Consider the following 19,451-nt stretch of genomic DNA (forward strand, 5'->3'; position numbering starts at 1 on the left):
AAAGTTATATGAAAAAGATTGAGGCAATTATCCGAAAGTCGAGATTTGAAGATGTAAAGCAAGCGTTGCTTGCTGCCGACATCGAATGGTTCTCTTATTACGACGTGCGCGGCATAGGCAAAGCCCGTCAGGACCGCATCTATCGTGGCGTCGTTTACGACACAAGTTCGATTGAACGTATATTGGTGTCGCTCGTGGTTCGCGAGAAGAATGTGGAGCGTGCCGTTAAGGCTATACTCGAAGCTGCACAGACGGGCGAGATTGGCGACGGACGCATATTCATCATACCTATAGAAGACGCCATACGCATACGCACCGGCGAGCGAGGCGACATAGCTCTGTATAATGCGGAGCAGGAAAAGTAGTTGCGCAAAGGCGCAATTGGAATTAGGAATTTTGAGTTTTGAATTTTGAATTATCGCCTTTGGCGATTAGGAATTATTCAATTTTGAATTTCCAGAATCTTATTCTTCAATTCTAAATTCATAATTCATCAATTCAAAATCGCAGGCGTAAGCCGAGAACAATTCAAAATTCAAAACTCAAAATTCAAAATTGCCGCAGGCAACAACTCAAAACTCAAAACTCAAAATTCAAAACTATGGAATACACAACTCTCGATACCGGCAACACAGCCTGGATGATTGTCGCAACAATATTGGTGCTCATGATGAGCATTCCGGGCATAGCATTGTTCTACGGCGGACTCGTCCGCCAGAAGAATGTGCTGAGTGTGATAATGCAGACCATGCTCATTGTGGGCGTAGTGTCGCTGATATGGGTGGCTATAGGCTACTCGTGGGCGTTCGGAACGGGATTCAAGGAGAGCGGCTCATGTCTGTGGTTCTTCATGGGCGGACTGGACAAGGCGTTCATGCACGGCATAACGACCCGCAACATAATGCCTTCGGGAATACCCGAAATGACGTTTGCCATGTTCCAGTGTATGTTCGCACTCATCACTCCGGCGCTCATACTCGGTGCATTTGCCGAACGAATCAAGTTCAAGGGCTACATGGTGTTCACCATTCTGTGGGTCATCATTGCCTATCTGCCTATGGCCCACTGGGTGTGGGGCGGCGGATTCTTGCAGCAGATGGGTGCCATCGACTTTGCCGGAGGCACCGTGGTGCACATCAACGCCGGCGTGTCGGCATTCATCATGTGCCTCATGATAGGCAAGCGCGACGACTGGCGCAAGGGACACCCTATCATGCCACACAACATAACGTTCGTGTTCATGGGCATGTCGTTCCTCTGGCTCGGATGGTTCGGATTCAATGCAGGTAGCGGACTGGCTGCCGACGGACTGGCTGCCAACGCTTTCCTCGTGACACACGTGGCTGCAGCGACGGCTGCCGTGACCTGGATGATTATCGACTGGACGTGCAACAAGAAGCCTACTACTGTCGGTGTATGTACGGGGGCAGTCGGCGGACTCGTTGCCATAACCCCGGCTGCCGGTTCAACCGACATTCTCGGGGCCTTCGCCATCGGCATCATCACCACCATTATATGCTTCATTATGGTGGCTGTGATAAAGCCCAAGTTCAAGTATGACGACGCTCTCGACGCATTCGGCGTTCATGGCATGGGCGGAATCATCGGCTCGATACTCACCGGAGTGTTCGCCACACGCTGCATAACGGGCGAAGGCGGTGCCGAAGGTGCCCTCTACGGCGACTGGCACCAGCTATGGGTGCAGACCGTGGCAACGCTCGTGAGCATAGCATTCAGCGCTGTTGTCACCTATATATTATATGTATTGGTAGACAAGACAATCGGAATGCGCGTATGCCGCCGCGTTGAAGAGGAAGGACTCGACATATACGAGCACGGCGAGAGTGCCTACAACTAAATATATAGGGAGTTAGAAAACTAAGTAAATGTGCTGACCTAAAATAATGACTATTCTTTTGATTCTGGGTGCCCTCTGCCTCGCGTGGCAGAGGGGCATCTTTGTTTTCAGAACGAAGGGAAAAGTCAGCATTTACAAATGTAGTCCTTTTGCACTGCAAAAGGGGTACTTTTGAGGAGCAAAAGGAGTCCTTTTGAGATGCAAAAGGAGTCCTTTCGGAGTGCAAAAGGAGTCCTTTTGGAAAGCGCCCCCTAAATGCTTGCTCAAACAAACAGCAAAAACCAATAAAAGAAGACAAAAATATGTGTGGAATTGTATCTATTTTCAACCTTCGGGAGCAGACTCCCGAGTTGCGCCAAAAGGCTCTGCGCATGAGCCGTAAGATTCGTCATCGCGGTCCTGACTGGAGCGGTATATACTGCGGAGGTTCTGCCATCCTGGCTCACGAACGCCTGTCGATAGTCGACCCCGAATCGGGCGGACAACCGTTGTTCTCGCCCGACCGCCAGCAAGTGCTTGCCGTCAACGGCGAGATATACAACCATAAGGACATACGCGAGCGCTACAAGGGCAAGTACGAGTTTCAGACGGGCAGCGACTGCGAGGTTATCCTCGCCCTGTATCGCGACAAGGGCATCGACTTCCTTGAAGACCTCAGCGGCATCTTCGCCTTCGCCCTGTACGACCAGGAGCGCGACGAGTTTCTGATAGCGCGCGATCCCATCGGCGTGATTCCTCTATACATAGGCTACGACAGCGACGGCACCGTATACGTTGCATCCGAACTGAAGGCTCTTGAGGGCGAATGCGAACGCTACGAACCCTTCCTGCCGGGCCACTACTACTCAAGTCGCGAGGGCAAGATGACCCGCTACTACAAGCGCGACTGGTTCAACTACGAAGCCGTGAAAGACAACAAGGCGAGCGTCAGCGCCATCCACGACGCACTGGAAGACGCTGTGCGCCGCCAACTTATGAGCGATGTGCCCTACGGAGTGCTGCTGTCGGGCGGACTGGATTCGTCGGTAATCTCGGCAATTGCCGAGAAATACTCCGAGCGCCGCATCGAATCGGACGGTAAGGAACGTGCCTGGTGGCCACGCCTACACTCGTTTGCCGTAGGACTGAAGGGCGCACCCGACTTGGCTAAGGCACGGCTTGTGGCTGACTACATAGGAACGGTCCACCACGAGATAAACTACACCATACAGGAGGGACTCGACGCCATACGCGACGTGATATACTTCATCGAGACCTACGACGTCACCACCGTGCGAGCCTCAACACCTATGTATCTGCTGGCACGTGTAATAAAGTCGATGGGCATAAAGATGGTGCTCTCGGGCGAGGGTGCCGACGAGATATTCGGTGGCTATCTGTACTTCCACAAGGCTCCCGACGCACGCGCTTTCCACGAGGAGACCGTACGCAAGCTGTCCAAGCTGCATCTGTACGACTGCCTGCGTGCCAACAAGAGTCTGTCGGCATGGGGCGTTGAGGGACGTGTGCCCTTCCTCGACAAGGAATTCCTTGACGTGGCTATGCGCACCAATCCCGAAGCCAAGATGTGCCCGGTCAAGACCATTGAGAAGAAGATTGTACGCGAGGCGTTCGCCGACATGCTGCCCGAGGAGGTGGCATGGCGACAGAAGGAGCAGTTCAGCGACGGCGTGGGCTACTCGTGGATTGACACGTTGAAGCAGATTACCGAGCAACAGGTGTCGGATGAGCAAATGGCTCATGCCGCCGAGCGCTTCCCCATCAATCCGCCACGCTGCAAGGAGGAATACTACTACCGCACAATCTTCGAAGAACACTTCCCCTCGGAATCAGCAGCACGCAGCGTGCCAAGCGTTCCGAGCGTAGCATGTTCTACCGCCGAGGCACTGGCTTGGGACAAAGCGTTCCAAGGCAAGAACGACCCCAGCGGACGTGCAGTAGCAGGTGTACACGAAAAGGCGTACTAAAGCAAAAAACCGGTAGTGCTAAAGACAGGCACTACTTCGACTGATTGAACAAATCAATCCATTTCTGAATAATTATATTAGGACTGTACTCAAGCGACTTCGCCACCACCTGATGGCGGAGTCGCTGCTTTTTGTCCTCATCCATGGCAGCAAACTCCAGCATCTTGTCGGCAAAAGCTTGCACATCGCCTTTAGGAGTAAGTATGCCGGCAGAACCATCTGTGCCGACTATACTGCGCACACCTTCACACATATCCATAGATATTGGCACTACACCATGCGATTGTGCCTCAATCAGACACAATGGAAATCCCTCGTACTCTGACACAAGACACAAGGCAGAAGCACGACGATAGTATTCAGCAGGACTTTGATAGCCCTCGAAACTGACACGAGGCAATCCCTTAGCCAACGACTTCAACCGCTTACCATCAGGTCCGTCGCCTACAATAACAAGACTCCAGTCGGGCAACTTGTCACAAATCATACGCCAGGCATCAATCAATCGGTCGATACGTTTGTCGGGATACGACAGACGACCTACATACAGAAACTCCTTACGCTTGTCGTAACAAACATCAGTAGCAGGCTGCTGCATGTTAGGAATTACATGCATATGCATGATATGATTTGACGACAATTTCAAATCGCGTACAATCTGGTCGCGATAGCCTTCGCACAAAACCATATAATCATCAAAAACATTGACAGTCTTAATATAGCGCTTGCGATAACGGCGTTCAAGCATATTGGTCTTTTCATAACGCAGATACTTTGCAAGATAATACTTCGCAGCCTTGACCAATCCCTTATGGCTATTCTGACGAGCACGCTGACGCTTTCTGAATATCTCCCAATACGGAACATTATGATTGGCATATATCGTCTTACATCCCATACGATGCAGCTCTTCAACAATATCATGCTGACACATCATAACGAATACCACCGTACCAATACCATTGGTACGAACGCCATCAAGCAAGAATGTCCAATTCTTTTTCAACTTTACGTTGCCAAGAGTAGGCGAAACAATTACATGAAAACGACTGTCAGAAGCAAGATTTGACGGCAACAATTCAGGATTGTACTCACGGACAAACACATAAACCTCATAGCCACCACGCTCCAACAGCGCTGTAGCAATATCACACGTAACACGTTCGGCACCTCCAATAGGGAACTCACCATGCACAAACGCCACTTTCTTAACTTCAGCCATATATCAGTTTTTGAATAAATGTTTACACTTAGAATACTATATTATATCAACCCAAGCAGCCTTTTCATCAACAATTTAAAAGCATCCTTGCGCATGTATTTTTTAATTTCTCTATTCGTTATCACATAGAACAATACCGTTATCAGATTTTTATGAAACAATTGAACAGCTTCCTTATTATTTCTATATGGTAGAAGCCACATTTTAAAATTAAACAGAAGGAAATATAACGGTCGTCTGTATGTACATTTAGTATATTTGTTATAATATCTGCTTACTATAGCAAGATTGCCTACAACCTCATTATAATTCCTTATTGTAGCATTCAATGTTGTCTGATGCGACGGTGTACTCATTCTCACATCGTAATTGTAACAAGCATTGGGACAATAGGCTATTACATTAGCAATATCGAACAACGGCAGAACAACACCCATATCATCGCCCATATATTTTTGCGGAAACTCATTTATATGCCCAAACAAATCATTACGAATCAGCTTGTTCCATAAACTCCATGATGTACGCATATACATCAAGTCATTTATTACTTGCTCCTTGCTTGCTTTTTCATCACGTAATCCACATATTTTATTAGCGTCACCTCCCTCTACAAACATATAGTCGCTCACTACGATATCTGCATCCTTTTCGACTGCTACATTATACATCGACTCATATAGATTGAGATCCACCCAATCATCACTATCACAGCTTATAATATAGTCACCATTAGCAGTTTGCCATCCACTTAGTCTTGCTAATGCCGATCCTTTATTCTCCTCGTGATGTACAATTCTTACCTGTTGTTTTCTTACAGGATAGTCGTTTATGACTTCATTCAGGATGTCTATCGACCTGTCTTTGGTGCAGTCATTAACGAATATATATTCAATATCGTCTAAGGTCTGTTCAAACAGACTGCGAGCACAACGCTCTATATATTTCTCCACTCCATAAACCGGAATAACAACACTTACTTTAGGCATATTTTATTATGTTTGTTTATGCAATTTCAATTATTAAGCAGAGGGTTGTAGCTTTTGATTTTACAACAAATCCATCCACATCTGCCCTACTCTTTCAGGGCTGTACTCCAACGATTTGGCTACTACTTGATGACGGAGTCTGAGTTTGGTGTCTTCATCAAGAGCAGCAAACTCAAGCATCTTGTCGGCAAAGGCACGGACATTGCCCTTTGGCACAAGCATACCAGCCGAACCATCATTGCCAACAATACTGCAAACGCCCTCTGACGAGTTCATTGTAATAGGCACTACACCATGCGACTGCGCCTCAATCAGACACAACGGGAATCCCTCATATTCTGACACAAGACACAAAGCAGAAGCGTGGCGATAATATTCATCTGGCTTTTGATAACCCTCGAAACTCAAACGAGGCAATCCTTCAGCCAAAGTCTCAAGTCGTTTGCGGTCGGGTCCGTCACCTACAATGACAAGACTCCAATCAGGCAACTTGTCATAAATCAAACGCCAAGCATCAATCAGTCGGTCAATACGTTTGTCAGCATACGACAAGCGACCGACAAACAGAAACTCCTTACGCTTGTCGTAGCATAATTCGGTAGCAGGTTGCTGCATATTCGGAATGACATGAATGCGGGAAGCATCAGACGGTGAAAGTTTCAAGTTATGCACAATCTGATTGCGATAGCCATCACACAACACCATATAATCATCAAAATGTTCAAGATCCTGCTTATAGAATTTGTTCCAACGACGTTCGAGCACATGCAGAACCTCATAGCGGAGATACTTAAACAAGTAATATTTTATAGTCTTTGCACGGCTTCTGCGAGCCTTCAGACGAACACGTTGACGACGGTCAGGCACCTCCCAAAATGCCGGACCATGATTAGCATAAATAGTATGACATCCCATACGCTTCAATTCATCGGCAACATCATGCAGACGTTGTACAACAAACACTACCGAACTGATGCCATTGGCACGCACGTTGTCAACTAAAAAATTCGGAATATCCGACAAATAGCGAACATCGGTATTTTCAGAAGCTATAACATGGAAACGATTGTCAGACGCAAGATTTGCAGGTAACATTTCGGAATTGAACTTGAGTGTTAAGACATAAACCTCATACCCACCACGTTCCAACAACGCAGTAGCAATATCACAAGTAACACGTTCTGCCCCACCTGATGGAAAAATCTCATGTACAAACGCAACTTTCTTCACTTCTTTCATATATCTAATTATGCAATGTATATGTATAATAGGATTAAACAAATGCAAATGTAGCCCAAATCAACGGAATAAACAAGCATATCAAACAGATAATGTGACAAAAAGACAAATAAAGCAGATTTTGGCATATTTCCCCATTCCCATATAGTTACATCTCCATATTCCTCCGTTCATTCTTCGTTCATCCTTCGTTGTGAACTCGATCATCCTCCGTTGTGAACTCGATCTACCTTCGTTAACGAAGCGTAGGCATAACGGAGGATGAACATAGGCAGAACGAAGGATGAGCGTAGGATAAACGAAGGATGAGCGTAGGCAGAACGAAGATGTAGTGAAGAGCGAACGAAAAAGCCCTACCCCGTCCTCTTCCCCAGCAGGGATAGGAGTAATTACACGAATTACAAGAATGAAGCATGCGATAAAGACAAGAGTGAGATTCGTGTCATTCGTGGTCTATACTTGGGAGACTTCAACACGAATTACACGAATCACACGAATGTAGAGCGAGTGGAATTCGTGGGGATAATTCATGGACAATTCATGGCTATTCGTGACAACAAAAATTTTACAATCTATTGCGTATGACCTTATTGGCTATTATTTATAGACTGAACAAACGGAATGAAATTGTTAAACTTGTTACAAAAACTGTTAACATTGCAAGGGCGATGTAATATTATGCAATATTTTTAGTACCTTTGCATCGGAATTACAAAAATGTAACCTCTGCATTGCAAATTACAAACCGAAGGTTGAACACTATTGTTAGTTCGACGATCACCTTTTGAAAGAATGATATACTCATTCTAATCTTAAATGCATCCTTAAAACAATGAATTTAAAGAAAACGATTAAGACATTAGCAATATCATTGTTCCTGGCAGTGGCTCCTAACCATGCCAGCGCACAAGACCTTATCGCACGACAGGCTCCCGTTGACCGCAAGATGGCTGCTGTAGACACTATCATGCTGCGCAACATCACTATCAAGGAGGAGACCGAATCGCCTGCATCTGAACTATACGCCAACTGGGACAATAAATACGCTCACCGCGCAACTGAATTGCCCGAACACTTCAACATCGACCTGCGCCACTTCTGCATGCCCACCACAAGCCGCGTCATAACAAGTAATTTCGGTTCGCGATGGGGACGCCAGCATAAAGGTCTCGACATCAAAGTGTATATAGGCGACACTATTCGCGCTGCATTCTCAGGCAAGGTTCGCATTGTACGCTACGAAGGTGGCGGATATGGCAAGTATATCGTGATACGTCACAACAACGGACTGGAGACCATATACGGTCACCTCTCAAAGCAACTCGTAGAGGAGAACCAGACTGTCAGAGCTGGCGAGGTAATCGGACTCGGTGGCAACACCGGACGAAGCACCGGTTCGCACCTGCACTTCGAGACTCGTCTGTGTGGCGTTGCACTTAACCCCGCATTGATGTTCGACTTCCGCGAGCAGGACGTAACGGGCGACTATTATGCTTTCAACCGTTCTACATACGACAACGAGTCGGCTAACGCCACTCGTCTGCGTGGTAAGCAGGATGGTTCGACTATTGCAAAGAACGATTCTAACGACGACTACGCTACCAACAACCGCACTACTTCAGGTCTGGACGACCAGATACAGTATCACAAGGTGGTTAAGGGCGAGACACTGGAAAGCATCTCACGCAAGCGTGGTGTTACTATCGCACAGATTTGCAAGCTCAACCACATAACAAAGAAGATGAAGTTGCGCCCAGGACAAATCCTGCGCTACTCATAATCAAACCGGAATATTACCAAATTTATTATATTAGATCGAGCGCGCCAGAAGAAACAGTGATGTTTCGTTCTGGCGCAGTTTTTTATATCAACATCTTCAATAAACAAACGGATAGCACTCATTCACTATGCTGTTGAAATTTTTCCTCACATGCAACAAGATTGGAGCGTTCACCCTCGGTGGCGGTTATGCCATGATTCCGATTATGGAACGCGAGTTTGTAGACAAGAATCAATGGATGGACCGTCAGGAGTTTATGGATATTATGGTGGTGGCACAGACCACACCTGGCATATTTGCCGTTGATATGGCAAGCCATATAGGCTACAAGCTGCGCGGCGTCTGGGGCGGTATTGTTGGTGCCGTTGGCATCGCCCTACCCTCTATCATCGCCATTATGATTATAGCCATGTTCTTCCATAACATCAAGGACAACCCTTGGGTGGAGAAGTTCTTCCGCGGTGTGCGCCCGGCAGTGGTGGCTCTGATTGCAGCACCGTGCTTCAAAATGGCTAAGACGGCTGGCATAACATGGCGCACCGTATGGATTCCGATAGTGTGCTGTCTGCTCATCGCCTTAGCCAATGTCTCGCCTATATACCTTATTATTATAGCTGGTGTGGCAGGGTGGCTTTTTGGACGTTGCACGAAGTGCAATTAGGAGTTTTGAATTTTGAATTTGGAGTTATTCTCGGCTTACGCCTGCGATTTTGAATTTTAGATTTTTGAATTTTAAGTTACTGTATTTGGCAATTCTGAATTCAAAACTGAATAATCACTAATCGACAAAGCCGATAATTCAAAACTCAAAACTCAAAATTCAAAACTGCTGCAGGCTACAATTCAAAATTCAATAATTCAAAATCGGCAAAGCCGACAATTCAAAAATCAAAACTCACAACTCAAAACTCTTATATGATTTTTCTGAAACTCTTTATAGTCTTCACCAAGATAGGAACATTCAATTTCGGCGGCGGTTATGCCATGCTGTCGCTTATACACAACGAGGTGGTGGTGAAGAACGCATGGCTTAGCAATGCCGAGTTTACCGACATCGTGGCTATAAGCCAGTCGACACCGGGTCCTATCGGTATCAATGCGGCTACATATGCAGGATATGTGGCAGTTCTGAATCAAGGTTATCCTCAATGGTTGGCAGCTGTAGGCTCAGTGATAGCGTCGCTGAGCATAATATGGTTGCCGTTCGTAATAATGATACTTATATCACGCTATCTCATCAACCACAAGGACTCGAAGATTGTAAAGGACATCTTCGCAGGCTTGCGCCCTACAATCGTAGGACTGATAGCTGCGGCTGCCGTGCTGCTTATGAACAAAGAGAACTTCGGATCGCCAACCGACAATGCCGTAAGCTTTGCCATAAGCATAGCACTCTTTGCCGCTACATTCTATTTCACCAAGTTCCGCAAGAGCAACCCCATACTCGTAATGCTCGTATGCGGACTCTTGGGACTCGTGATATTCTGATTCATCAGGAAAAAGTAATATAATACTACTTGCCAAAGTAATATATATTCGTTTGCCATTTAATATATATTCGTTTGCCAATGAATATATATTACTTTGCCATTGAATATATATTGCGTTTTTGTGGGATTATTTCATAATAAAAAACATCCTGCATTCCATGTGACAGAAAAACCCTGATTTGAGTTTGTATCACTTGGAATGCAGGATGAACCTATTTATTCCTCTATAGCCTCAGATCTGAACAGCGAGAAGTTGACGCTGCCATAAGCTCTGTGCTCAATAAAGCCCGGAATGTCGGAGAAGTCGTTCTTCTTGCCATGCTCGAATACAAGCAGTCCGCCGGGTTTCAACATTCCCTTTTCAAGAATCAAGCGTGGAATGGTGGGCAGTTCGGGCAAGGCATAAGGTGGGTCGGCAAATATCAGGTCGAACTGCTGCTTGCACGTCTTTATGAATCTGAACACGTCGCCACGTATCAGTATGTTGTCGTTGGTATCGAGCTTCTTCATACATTCACGGATGAATGTAGCATGGTCGCGGTCCATCTCAACGCTCACTACGGGAGCACAACCACGCGACAACAGTTCGAGCGAAATGCTGCCCGTACCTGCAAATAGGTCGAGAGCATTGGCTCCGTCCATGTCGACATAACCATTTATTACGTTAAAGATATTCTCCTTTGCGAAATCGGTTGTGGGACGCGCCTTAAACGAACGTGGAATGTCGAAATGACGTCCCTTGTATATACCTGTTATTATTCTCATAGTCTTGTTTATATTTTAATGGACATGCTTTATGTTCTTGATAAAGCGTCCCAATTCCTTCACCAGCTGTTCAAGTCCGGATATGTTGCCCGATAGACATAAAATGTCGGTGCGTTTCATTGCAAGCGTCTGCCATACATTCAATATATAGTAGGCTGCATCGGGAGCAAGCGTTGCATCGAACGAATTGCAGAAGCGCACCCTACCCTTTCGGAATGCACAGATGTCAATGCGCTTGTCGTGGAAATAGCAGAACAGTTTCTCCTGAAAGCCTCCCCATGACTGCTGACTGAACTGCACAAGTACGGGGGCAAGCAACGGCATGTACTGCACTCCACGGAATGTCTCGCTCAATACAAACCGCAAGTCACGGTTGACAGCATAGGCTGCCACTACACCGAGTTGCGCAATGGGATATGTCAGCACCTCATCCTGACGCATGTTTGAATTGGTGTGGGCATAAAGCAAAGCCACGTTCTGCACGTCGAATTCCTCTTGGGGAATGAGCAGCAACGGAGTGTCTATCACCACTAAAACTTCATCGTAGAGCGACTCTGACTGAGGCACAGCTGTCGACACCACATCGGCGTTGGCTCCGCCCGATAACGGAGTGAGATGAGTGGGGCGCTTGGCTTGCGGCAGTCGACACTCGGTCAATGCCTGGCGCAGATTGGCAGCCACGGCAATGCCCGTCTTCATGTTGTACTGCTCGTAGTCGGTCTGTCCCTCGATGACTGTGTTAGGGGCAGTAAACGTTATCGTAGTACGTGTTATGCGTATTGTCAGTTTCATAAGAGTAATTCTCTGTTATCAGTATTTTATCACCAATGCTTTGCCTTTCCGAATATCTTATGCAATCGGTTGACCACCGAGCGGCGTATGTGTCCGAAATTGCCGTAGCGCAGATTGAGCCACAACTCCTCCAATGAGCGACCTGCCTTAATCCACGGATGTCCGTAGGCGTAGGTGCGATACACCTTGTTCTTGAACGCCACATCCTCCACCACATAACGCGGATGGCGTATGTTGGCAGTGTCGATGTCGAAACGCTGCATGGTGAACAGTCGGCGCAAGCGTCGTGGCATGGTCTGCAGCGAACCGGTGTAGTGGGTCGACCCGTCAGTAGCACCGAGATTGTTTATCATATTGCACGTCGGCATAATGGCGAGACCTGAATTGAGAAGCATCGACGACCAGAATATGGTCTCGTAGTATGCCTTGCCCGACGCACGATGGTCGTAGCAGGCGTGCAACGTGTCGAGACAATAGCGACGCTGGTGCATAACGTCATTAAGCTGACGCATTGCATCGGGGTCGTCGAGAAAGGCGTAGGTATCGTCCCATGTATCGATGACGCGTCGCCATGATGCCCATCCCCATATAGAGAACACCGAGGTGAACATATAATCATAAGGACTGTCTACCTTCTCTTCTGGATTGAATCCTGCCACCATCCACACACGATTATCGTGTTCGTAACGGTCGAGCATCTGCTTACAGAACGGGAAGAACGACTGCGACGGCACGTCATCGTCTTCAAGCACGATGCACTTGTCGACTATAGAGAACGCCCACTTCTGCGATATATATTCAGAAGGATCACATCCGTAGTTGCGCTCCTGATATTTGCGATACACCTCACACTGCCAGTCGATATTCTCAACCACACGTCGGCATCCTTCAATGCCGGGCATATCGCGCTCGCCACGTGGTCCGTCCTGATAGAGGAACAGTCGTGAGGGTCGCGCCTTGCGCACTTCGTCGAACACCTTCTTTAGATGATCGGGACGATTGAAGAACAGTATGAGTACGGCGACGTCGGTTTTGTATGGTTGTAGCGTCATAAGCGTAATGTTGATTATGTTAATGATTAAACATGTATTGTCTATGATATGGCTGCCCAATTGACGTTGGTGTCACGCAACTGGCGCAGTCGGTTCCACAGCATTGCATATTGTGTGGACGTGCAAGTGGGGTCGGCATCGATGATGCGCTGTGCCTCCTGTCGTGCCAATGCAACGAGCTGACCGTCGCGTGCTATGTCGGCTATCTTCAGATCGAACGCAATGCCACTCTGCTGCGTACCTTCAAGGTCGCCAGGTCCGCGCAGTTTGAGATCAGCCTCAGCTATGCGGAATCCGTCGTTGGTCTGACACATTATGTCGATACGCTTGCGCGTCACTTCCGACAGCTTGTATGTGGTGACAAGTATGCAATAGCTCTGGTCGGCACCGCGTCCTACACGTCCGCGCAACTGGTGCAGCTGCGAGAGTCCGAAGCGTTGCGAGTCGAGTATCACCATCACCGAAGCGTTAGGCACATTCACGCCCACCTCGATAACGGTGGTTGCAACGAGTATCTGAGTCTCGCCGCTTACAAACTTCTGCATCTCGGCATCCTTCTCCTTCGACTTCATCCTGCCATGCACCTTGCTGATGCTGAACTCGGGGAAGATGTCGCACAGCGCAGCATATCCCTCTTCCAGATTCTTGAGGTCGCTCTTCTCGCTCTCGGTGATGAGCGGATAGACTATGTATACCTGTCGTCCGAGACGTATCTGCTGGCGTATGCCGTTGTAGAGCGATGTCATCTGGTTGTCAAACTTGTGTATGGTCTGCACGGGTTTGCGTCCAGGCGGCAACTCGTCGATAACGCTCACATCGAGGTCGCCGTATATTGTCATGGCGAGAGTGCGCGGAATCGGCGTGGCGGTCATGACAAGGATGTGTGGCGGATTCTCGCTCTTAGCCCATAAGCGTGCTCGCTGGGCTACTCCGAAGCGGTGCTGCTCGTCTATGACAGCAACGCCGAGACGCTGAAAGCGCACGGGGTCTTCTAGTATGGCGTGAGTTCCGACGAGTATGCGCACATCGCCCGATATGAGCCCATCAAGTACTTTGGTGCGCTGCTTGCCCTTCACCATTCCCGTGAGCAGTTCGGTGCGTATGTCCATACCATCAAGAAACTCGCGTATTGTGGCAAGATGCTGCTCTGCCAATATCTCGGTAGGCGCCATGATACACGCCTGATAGCCATTGCCCAGAGCTATGAGAATGGTCATAAGCGCTACGAGCGTCTTGCCCGAACCTACATCGCCTTGCAGCAGACGGTTCATCTGGCGGCCCGAACGCATATCGTCGCGTATCTCGTGCATCACACGTTTCTGTGCACCGGTGAGTTCGAACTTGAGGTTGTTAGCATAGAAGTCGTTGAACTCCTGCCCTACTTTGTTCAATACGTAGCCACGGTATTTGCGACGATGGTCGCTGGCGTAACGCAGAATGTTGAGCTGAACGTAGAACAGCTCTTCAAACTTGAGTCGTTCGCGCGCCTTCTGCATGTCCATAGCGTTGCGCGGATAGTGAACGCAACGCATAGCCTCATCGCGCGACATAAGATGCAGACGCTCCACGATGAATGGGGGCAGCGTCTCGGGCAATGGCGTGGCTATCTTCTGCAACATCGTCTTGACCAGACGCTCTATGTTGCGCGACGACATCCCCGCCTTCTTCATACGTTCGGTGGTGATGTAGTAGGGTTGCATGCCCATCTCTGAGAGCTGCAACTCTTTAGCAAGGTCGATGTCGGGATGTGCTATCTGATAGCGTCCGCCATATACCGAGGGTCGGCCGAAGACTATATACTCCACTCCCACCTTATAATTCTTGTATACGTATTGCGTGCCTGAGAACCATACAAGGTCCATAACGCCGTGGTCGTCGGTGAAGTGTGCCACGACACGCTTCTTGCGCGGTCCCATCTCAAACTCCTCAAACGACAGTATGCGTCCCTTTATCTGCACGAAGGGCATGTCGCTCGTCAATTCGCTGATGGCATATATACGACTGCGGTCGACATATTTGTAAGGATAATACTCCAACAATCCACCCCAGGTGCTCACCTCGAGTTCCTTCTTCAACAGCTCCTTGCGCTGCGGCCCTACACCGGGCAAATACATTATGTCTTGTGAGAGTATGTCCATCGCTGATACGAATTTTGAATTAGGAATTTTGAATTAGGAATTATTCTCGGCTTCGCCTGCGATTTTGAATTGATGAATTGTGAGTTTTAAGTTGAGCAATTCAAAATTGAATAATTCCTAATCGGCGTAGCCGACCAATTCAAAACTCAAAATTCAAAACTCGACTTATTGTTTGCAGAGTTCCTCTGCAAACAATAAGTCATAAGGCGTTGTGAGCTTTATGTTCTCACGGTTGCCGTCAACCATTGTTATCTTCATGCCAGCAGCCTCAGCCACTGATGCGTCGTCGGTGAAGTTGTCGCTGTATTCGGTATTGAATGCGCGCTTTATCTGCTGTATGTCGAATGTCTGCGGAGTCTGCACCGTGCGATAGTTGTTGCGCTGAACGTTATGTCCGCCTTCGTCATCAACAAAACGCAGAGTGTCTGTAACGGGCAGAACGGGTAGCGCTGCTCCATGCATACGCGCAGCCTCAAAGCATCGGGCTATTGTCTCTACCGATACAAAGGGACGCACGCCGTCGTGAATACCAACAACACCTTGTGCATCGTCAGGCACAGCAGCGAGTCCGTTCTTAGATGAATGGAAGCGTGTTTCGCCTCCATCTACTACGATGTGCTCTACAGCAAATGCGTACTTACTGCACAGCTGTCGCCAATAGTCCTGCTGCGAGTGCGGCAGAACTACAATGATGCCCAACTGCGGGTTGTACTGATTGAAACGTTCTATGGTGCGCATTAGCACCGGTCGGCCATCAACGGACAGAAACTGCTTGGGCAAATCGCCACCCATACGCAATCCCTTGCCACCAGCCACTATGATGATGTAATCCAATATTTAATGTTTAATTATTAATGATTAATGTTTAATTGACAGATTGTAATATCAACTCGTCACTTGTCAACTCGTCACTCGTCAACTAACCTTCGTACATCATTCCCTTCTTCAGCTCCTCTGCCACACGCTCACCCTTGAGCAGCGTCACAAGAGTATAGCCATATTCGAACGATGCACCAGGACCTTTGCCCGTTATGATGTTGCCGTCGACAGTGCAAAGAGCTGCTGTGTATTCGGCTCCTCCGAGCTGGTCTTCAAAGCCCGGATAGCATGTAGCACGTCTGCCACGCAACAGTCCGAGATGTCCCAACACCATAGGTCCGGCACAGATAGCACCTACCAAACGTCCAGCCTCAGCCTGACGCATTACGGCACGGCGTACACCTTCATGCTCATCGATGTTCTTTGCACCAGGCATTCCACCCGGAATGAGCAGCAAGTCAGCATCGGCAAAGTCAGCATCGGCAAACAGCATATCAGCCTTCACCGTCACACCATGAGCCGACTCCACCTCAATAGAGTCGCCAATGCTTACAATCTTCACTTCCACGCCACTTCGACGCAGTATGTCTACGGGAGCCAACGCTTCGATATCCTCAAATCCGTTGGCAAGAAATTCGTATGCTTTTGCCATATTATGTATATTTACTAAAGGTTTTTCAGCCGTCTTTGTTTTGGGGCGCAACACTCCGAACGGGTCGGCTGTCTTCTCGTCTTCCTCGTCGCGCTTCTTCAAAGAATAAAAACGTGCCATATATGTTTACTGTTTAATTAGCTCGGGTAATATAAACACCGAGTGAATCTTCTGTTTCTCCTTGGGCGGTATCTGCATGTAGTCGCGGTAGAGGTCGTGCAGATAGGCATCGGTATTGGCCGGTGCCGAGAATCGTTTGCCCTCAAACTCTATCGTTCCCAACGGGAATATGGAGTCGCGACGGTGCATTATGCCGTAACCGTTGTTGATGAGTATGTTCGACATGTATGTACCTGTGCGCTTGAAAGCGAAGGCTGCCTTCCACATCAGTTTGCAGAACTGGTAACGTGCGCCGAAGTAGAACAGCTCGGCTACAGCGCGCCACGAATACTGATGCGAATGATGCAGTATAGAATAGCAGCGCGACATGTCCTTGCCATACTTGCGACAGAACGCACGCGACACATTGGGATAGTCGATCATGGGGAATATGTCGACAAACAGGCCCTTGCAGTAGTCGAGCGAGAAGTCTTCGTTGCCCTCAACATAGAACGAGTTGAGATCGCGCACCTTCATTATAGGCTCACGCGTGTTCTCGGTGTCGGGTGTCTGCAGACGCAATGTTGGCGGCAACTCCTTGGGTGCCACCTCAGCAAAGCGTCGTGCATCGTCTTGCGGCATAGCTATGTCGATGTCGTCGTCCCACGGAATGAATCCGCCGTGGCGTACAGCACCCAGCAACGAACCTCCGTCGAGCCAGTAGCTTATATTGTGCTTGCGGCAGATGCGGTCGATTTCTTCGAGAATGCCGAGCTGTTTGAACTGACACGTGCGCAACTGCTGCTGCTTGAATTGTTCGAGATAGTTCATCTATCGTTGTTTTACCTTTTTGCTTTTCTACTCTTTTACTCTTCTCACGTCAATCACCTGTCCGGTACAGTCAGAAGCGAGAGTCTGCAAAGTAGCCTCAGCAACACGTTCGGGCATGAGCAGCGTATCGTCAGGTTCAATGCCGAAGTTGTGCTGACGCATAGGAGTCTTGGTACGTTCGGGGTTTATGCAGTTGATCTTGATGCCGTCGCTGTCCCACTCCTGCGCCACAGCCTGCACAAAGTTGACAATGGCAGCCTTGGTAGACGAGTATATGCTATAGAAGGCACGACCACGAGTGTACGAACTTGAAGTAAAGAATATCAGCTTGCCCTCGGTCTGCTTCAGATAAGGATAAGCCTCAAGCGCCACATTCACCGTACCCATATAGTTGGTCTGCACGGCGTTCTGTATGGTCTGATAGTCCATAGTGGCAAGCGGCTCCTTGTTGAGCACACCGGCTGTACATATCACATAGTCGATACGGCCAGCCTGCTCGTGGGCATCGGTCATGGCACGTACCACATCCTCGCGAACGCCTATGTCGATATGGTTTTCCGAACGTGAATAAGAGAACACCTTGGCACCGTTCTGACGCAGCATGTCAACCACACACTTGCCAATACCGTAGCTTCCGCCGAACACAACAGCCACCTTGTCGCGGAACACGTCGTTGACATGTGCAATCGAGTCGGGCTCGGTATTCTTCAGTTGGAACAGCTTGTCGAGCATATATGTATCCTCACGATATGTAAGCTTCATATTGCTCTCCTCGCCACGTACTACGAAAACCGGTTCGTCGGTATAGTGGCGCACTACGCCACAGTCGTCGGTAGTCTTGAATGCAGGGTCTTTCAGCGCACGTTCATAGGCTTCGGCTATGAGCTGACGGTCGAAAGCCTGCGGAGTCTGTCCGCGACGCAGACGTGAGCGGTCAGGGATAGATGTTATGTTGTCGTTGTCGTCAACTTCAATAATGGTGTCGGCAGAGGGTATTGCCACATCAATGGCACGATGGTCGGCAAGAGCATCAATCACATCGTTGATGATGCGCTGGCTCACGAGCGGACGCACGGCATCGTGGAATATGAGGTTCACATCCTCGTTGTCGTAAGCCTGTATAGCCGAGAGCGACGAGTCGTAGCGCTCCTTACCACCCTTTAGTATCTTCTTCACCTTATGCCACTTGTTGCGCAGCACGATATTCTCGAAGTCGGCTATGAGCATAGGGTTCGACACGATGGCAATCTCGTCGATGCGAGAGTTGTGTTCAAACACGTCGACGGTGTGTTCAACCACCATCTTGCCCGCCACCTTGAAGAATTGCTTTGGTGTGGAAATGCCGAGGCGCGATCCTACGCCTCCTGCCAGTATGACGGCTATATTTCTTTTCATGCTTTGTGAATTTAGGGTTTCAAATTAATAGCTTTTGCTTTCAGAACAAATCGGCGCTATTGTAGTTATCTGCGTGTCATACACAGACAATTATTGCATCTGCAAACTTACATAAATTTTCTGAGAAACGATTAATAATCGCTGCTTTATTGCGCATAAAACAAGCAATAATGAGAAATACACAAAAAAAATACGGCATCACTCATCAACGAGCAACACCGTAAAGCCTATGTTTAACTAAAAATCCTTTTTTCTAAAGATGAATGAAGATTCTCACAAGTCCTCATTGTTTTCCTGTTAAACAATCGATAAAATTTACCTTAAACCTAATAACTAAAAACCTAAATCTATTACTACTAACCT

17 protein-coding genes are annotated in these 19,451 nt (G+C 48.1%); 6 read left to right on the plus strand and 11 right to left on the minus strand.

Annotation, left to right across the window (positions count from 1 at the left end; genetic code table 11):
- The first annotated feature begins 8 nt into the window (after nt 1-8).
- The 3 genes from I6E49_RS08300 (at nt 9) to asnB (ending at nt 3,825) form a co-directional block, all read left to right on the plus strand.
- Nucleotides 9-365 (plus strand): P-II family nitrogen regulator, encoded by a 357-nt coding sequence (locus tag I6E49_RS08300; protein ID WP_235401749.1) that lies wholly within the window; start codon nt 9-11, stop codon nt 363-365.
- A gap of 236 nt (nt 366-601) precedes the next feature.
- Nucleotides 602-1,858: an ammonium transporter gene (locus I6E49_RS08305; RefSeq protein ID WP_235401750.1), complete on the plus strand. Its 1,257-nt coding sequence runs from the start codon at nt 602-604 to the stop codon at nt 1,856-1,858.
- A 302-nt stretch (nt 1,859-2,160) separates the two neighbouring features.
- Nucleotides 2,161-3,825: an asparagine synthase B gene (asnB, locus tag I6E49_RS08310; RefSeq protein WP_235401751.1), complete on the plus strand. Its 1,665-nt coding sequence runs from the start codon at nt 2,161-2,163 to the stop codon at nt 3,823-3,825.
- A gap of 31 nt (nt 3,826-3,856) precedes the next feature.
- On the opposite strand, the gene I6E49_RS08315 is transcribed toward asnB, so the two are convergent.
- Genes I6E49_RS08315 through I6E49_RS08325 form a run of 3 tightly spaced genes read right to left on the minus strand, consistent with a single transcriptional unit; the run spans nt 3,857 to nt 7,131 of the window.
- Nucleotides 3,857-5,047, minus strand: a complete 1,191-nt coding sequence (locus I6E49_RS08315; protein WP_235401752.1) for a glycosyltransferase — start codon at nt 5,045-5,047, stop codon at nt 3,857-3,859.
- A gap of 41 nt (nt 5,048-5,088) precedes the next feature.
- Nucleotides 5,089-6,036, minus strand: coding sequence for a glycosyltransferase family 2 protein (locus tag I6E49_RS08320; protein ID WP_235401753.1), 948 nt, complete (start codon nt 6,034-6,036; stop codon nt 5,089-5,091).
- 60 nt (nt 6,037-6,096) lie between these two features.
- The gene (locus tag I6E49_RS08325) at nt 6,097-7,131 is read right to left on the minus strand and encodes a glycosyltransferase (protein WP_369681620.1); all 1,035 of its coding nucleotides are present in this window, start codon (nt 7,129-7,131) and stop codon (nt 6,097-6,099) included.
- Nucleotides 7,132-8,107: 976 nt separating this feature from the next.
- On the opposite strand from I6E49_RS08325, the gene I6E49_RS08330 reads away from it, so the two are divergent.
- The 3 genes from I6E49_RS08330 to I6E49_RS08340 all read left to right on the plus strand — a co-directional run bounded on the left by I6E49_RS08330 (nt 8,108) and on the right by I6E49_RS08340 (nt 10,543).
- Nucleotides 8,108-9,055 (plus strand): M23 family metallopeptidase, encoded by a 948-nt coding sequence (locus tag I6E49_RS08330; protein ID WP_235401755.1) that lies wholly within the window; start codon nt 8,108-8,110, stop codon nt 9,053-9,055.
- 127 nt (nt 9,056-9,182) lie between these two features.
- Entirely contained in the window at nt 9,183-9,716 is a 534-nt protein-coding gene (locus I6E49_RS08335; RefSeq protein WP_235401756.1) for a chromate transporter, read from the plus strand.
- Nucleotides 9,717-9,970: 254 nt separating this feature from the next.
- Nucleotides 9,971-10,543 (plus strand): chromate transporter, encoded by a 573-nt coding sequence (locus tag I6E49_RS08340; RefSeq protein ID WP_235401757.1) that lies wholly within the window; start codon nt 9,971-9,973, stop codon nt 10,541-10,543.
- 218 nt (nt 10,544-10,761) lie between these two features.
- Here the strand turns inward: I6E49_RS08340 and rsmD are convergent, their stop codons facing one another.
- From rsmD to I6E49_RS08380, 8 genes are all read right to left on the minus strand, one after another.
- Nucleotides 10,762-11,310, minus strand: coding sequence for a 16S rRNA (guanine(966)-N(2))-methyltransferase RsmD (gene rsmD, locus I6E49_RS08345; protein ID WP_235401758.1), 549 nt, complete (start codon nt 11,308-11,310; stop codon nt 10,762-10,764).
- Between the two features lie 15 nt (nt 11,311-11,325).
- Nucleotides 11,326-12,102 (minus strand): DUF3822 family protein, encoded by a 777-nt coding sequence (locus I6E49_RS08350; RefSeq protein WP_235401759.1) that lies wholly within the window; start codon nt 12,100-12,102, stop codon nt 11,326-11,328.
- A 29-nt stretch (nt 12,103-12,131) separates the two neighbouring features.
- Nucleotides 12,132-13,154: a hemolysin activation protein gene (locus tag I6E49_RS08355; protein WP_235401760.1), complete on the minus strand. Its 1,023-nt coding sequence runs from the start codon at nt 13,152-13,154 to the stop codon at nt 12,132-12,134.
- Between the two features lie 41 nt (nt 13,155-13,195).
- Nucleotides 13,196-15,292 (minus strand): ATP-dependent DNA helicase RecG, encoded by a 2,097-nt coding sequence (gene recG / locus I6E49_RS08360; RefSeq protein WP_235401761.1) that lies wholly within the window; start codon nt 15,290-15,292, stop codon nt 13,196-13,198.
- 165 nt (nt 15,293-15,457) lie between these two features.
- Nucleotides 15,458-16,126, minus strand: a complete 669-nt coding sequence (locus I6E49_RS08365) for a 2-C-methyl-D-erythritol 4-phosphate cytidylyltransferase (RefSeq protein WP_235401762.1) — start codon at nt 16,124-16,126, stop codon at nt 15,458-15,460.
- Between the two features lie 85 nt (nt 16,127-16,211).
- Nucleotides 16,212-16,763 carry a DJ-1 family glyoxalase III gene (locus I6E49_RS08370; RefSeq protein WP_235401786.1) on the minus strand — a complete coding sequence of 184 codons (552 nt, stop codon included), beginning with the start codon at nt 16,761-16,763 and terminating at the stop codon, nt 16,212-16,214.
- Between the two features lie 126 nt (nt 16,764-16,889).
- On the minus strand, nt 16,890-17,693 hold the full coding sequence (locus I6E49_RS08375; protein ID WP_235401764.1) for a LicD family protein: 804 nt from the start codon (nt 17,691-17,693) through the stop codon (nt 16,890-16,892).
- Nucleotides 17,694-17,720: 27 nt separating this feature from the next.
- Nucleotides 17,721-19,088: a bifunctional cytidylyltransferase/SDR family oxidoreductase gene (locus I6E49_RS08380; protein WP_235401766.1), complete on the minus strand. Its 1,368-nt coding sequence runs from the start codon at nt 19,086-19,088 to the stop codon at nt 17,721-17,723.
- Nucleotides 19,089-19,451: the final 363 nt, after the last annotated feature.

Source organism: Leyella stercorea, assembly GCF_021531655.1.

What these genes read in the sequence shown, in the direction of transcription:
- I6E49_RS08300 (WP_235401749.1), top strand. Translation starts at nt 9, where the DNA reads ATGAAAAAGATTGAGGCAATTATCCGAAAGTCGAGATTTGAAGATGTA.
- I6E49_RS08350 (WP_235401759.1), bottom strand. Translation starts at nt 12,102, where the DNA reads ATGAAACTGACAATACGCATAACACGTACTACGATAACGTTTACTGCC.
- I6E49_RS08315 (WP_235401752.1), bottom strand. Translation starts at nt 5,047, where the DNA reads ATGGCTGAAGTTAAGAAAGTGGCGTTTGTGCATGGTGAGTTCCCTATT.
- I6E49_RS08330 (WP_235401755.1), top strand. Translation starts at nt 8,108, where the DNA reads ATGAATTTAAAGAAAACGATTAAGACATTAGCAATATCATTGTTCCTG.
- I6E49_RS08335 (WP_235401756.1), top strand. Translation starts at nt 9,183, where the DNA reads ATGCTGTTGAAATTTTTCCTCACATGCAACAAGATTGGAGCGTTCACC.
- I6E49_RS08355 (WP_235401760.1), bottom strand. Translation starts at nt 13,154, where the DNA reads ATGACGCTACAACCATACAAAACCGACGTCGCCGTACTCATACTGTTC.
- I6E49_RS08375 (WP_235401764.1), bottom strand. Translation starts at nt 17,693, where the DNA reads ATGAACTATCTCGAACAATTCAAGCAGCAGCAGTTGCGCACGTGTCAG.
- recG (WP_235401761.1), bottom strand. Translation starts at nt 15,292, where the DNA reads ATGGACATACTCTCACAAGACATAATGTATTTGCCCGGTGTAGGGCCG.
- I6E49_RS08325 (WP_369681620.1), bottom strand. Translation starts at nt 7,131, where the DNA reads ATGTTACCTGCAAATCTTGCGTCTGACAATCGTTTCCATGTTATAGCT.
- I6E49_RS08320 (WP_235401753.1), bottom strand. Translation starts at nt 6,036, where the DNA reads ATGCCTAAAGTAAGTGTTGTTATTCCGGTTTATGGAGTGGAGAAATAT.
- I6E49_RS08305 (WP_235401750.1), top strand. Translation starts at nt 602, where the DNA reads ATGGAATACACAACTCTCGATACCGGCAACACAGCCTGGATGATTGTC.
- I6E49_RS08380 (WP_235401766.1), bottom strand. Translation starts at nt 19,088, where the DNA reads ATGAAAAGAAATATAGCCGTCATACTGGCAGGAGGCGTAGGATCGCGC.
- rsmD (WP_235401758.1), bottom strand. Translation starts at nt 11,310, where the DNA reads ATGAGAATAATAACAGGTATATACAAGGGACGTCATTTCGACATTCCA.
- I6E49_RS08370 (WP_235401786.1), bottom strand. Translation starts at nt 16,763, where the DNA reads ATGGCAAAAGCATACGAATTTCTTGCCAACGGATTTGAGGATATCGAA.
- asnB (WP_235401751.1), top strand. Translation starts at nt 2,161, where the DNA reads ATGTGTGGAATTGTATCTATTTTCAACCTTCGGGAGCAGACTCCCGAG.
- I6E49_RS08340 (WP_235401757.1), top strand. Translation starts at nt 9,971, where the DNA reads ATGATTTTTCTGAAACTCTTTATAGTCTTCACCAAGATAGGAACATTC.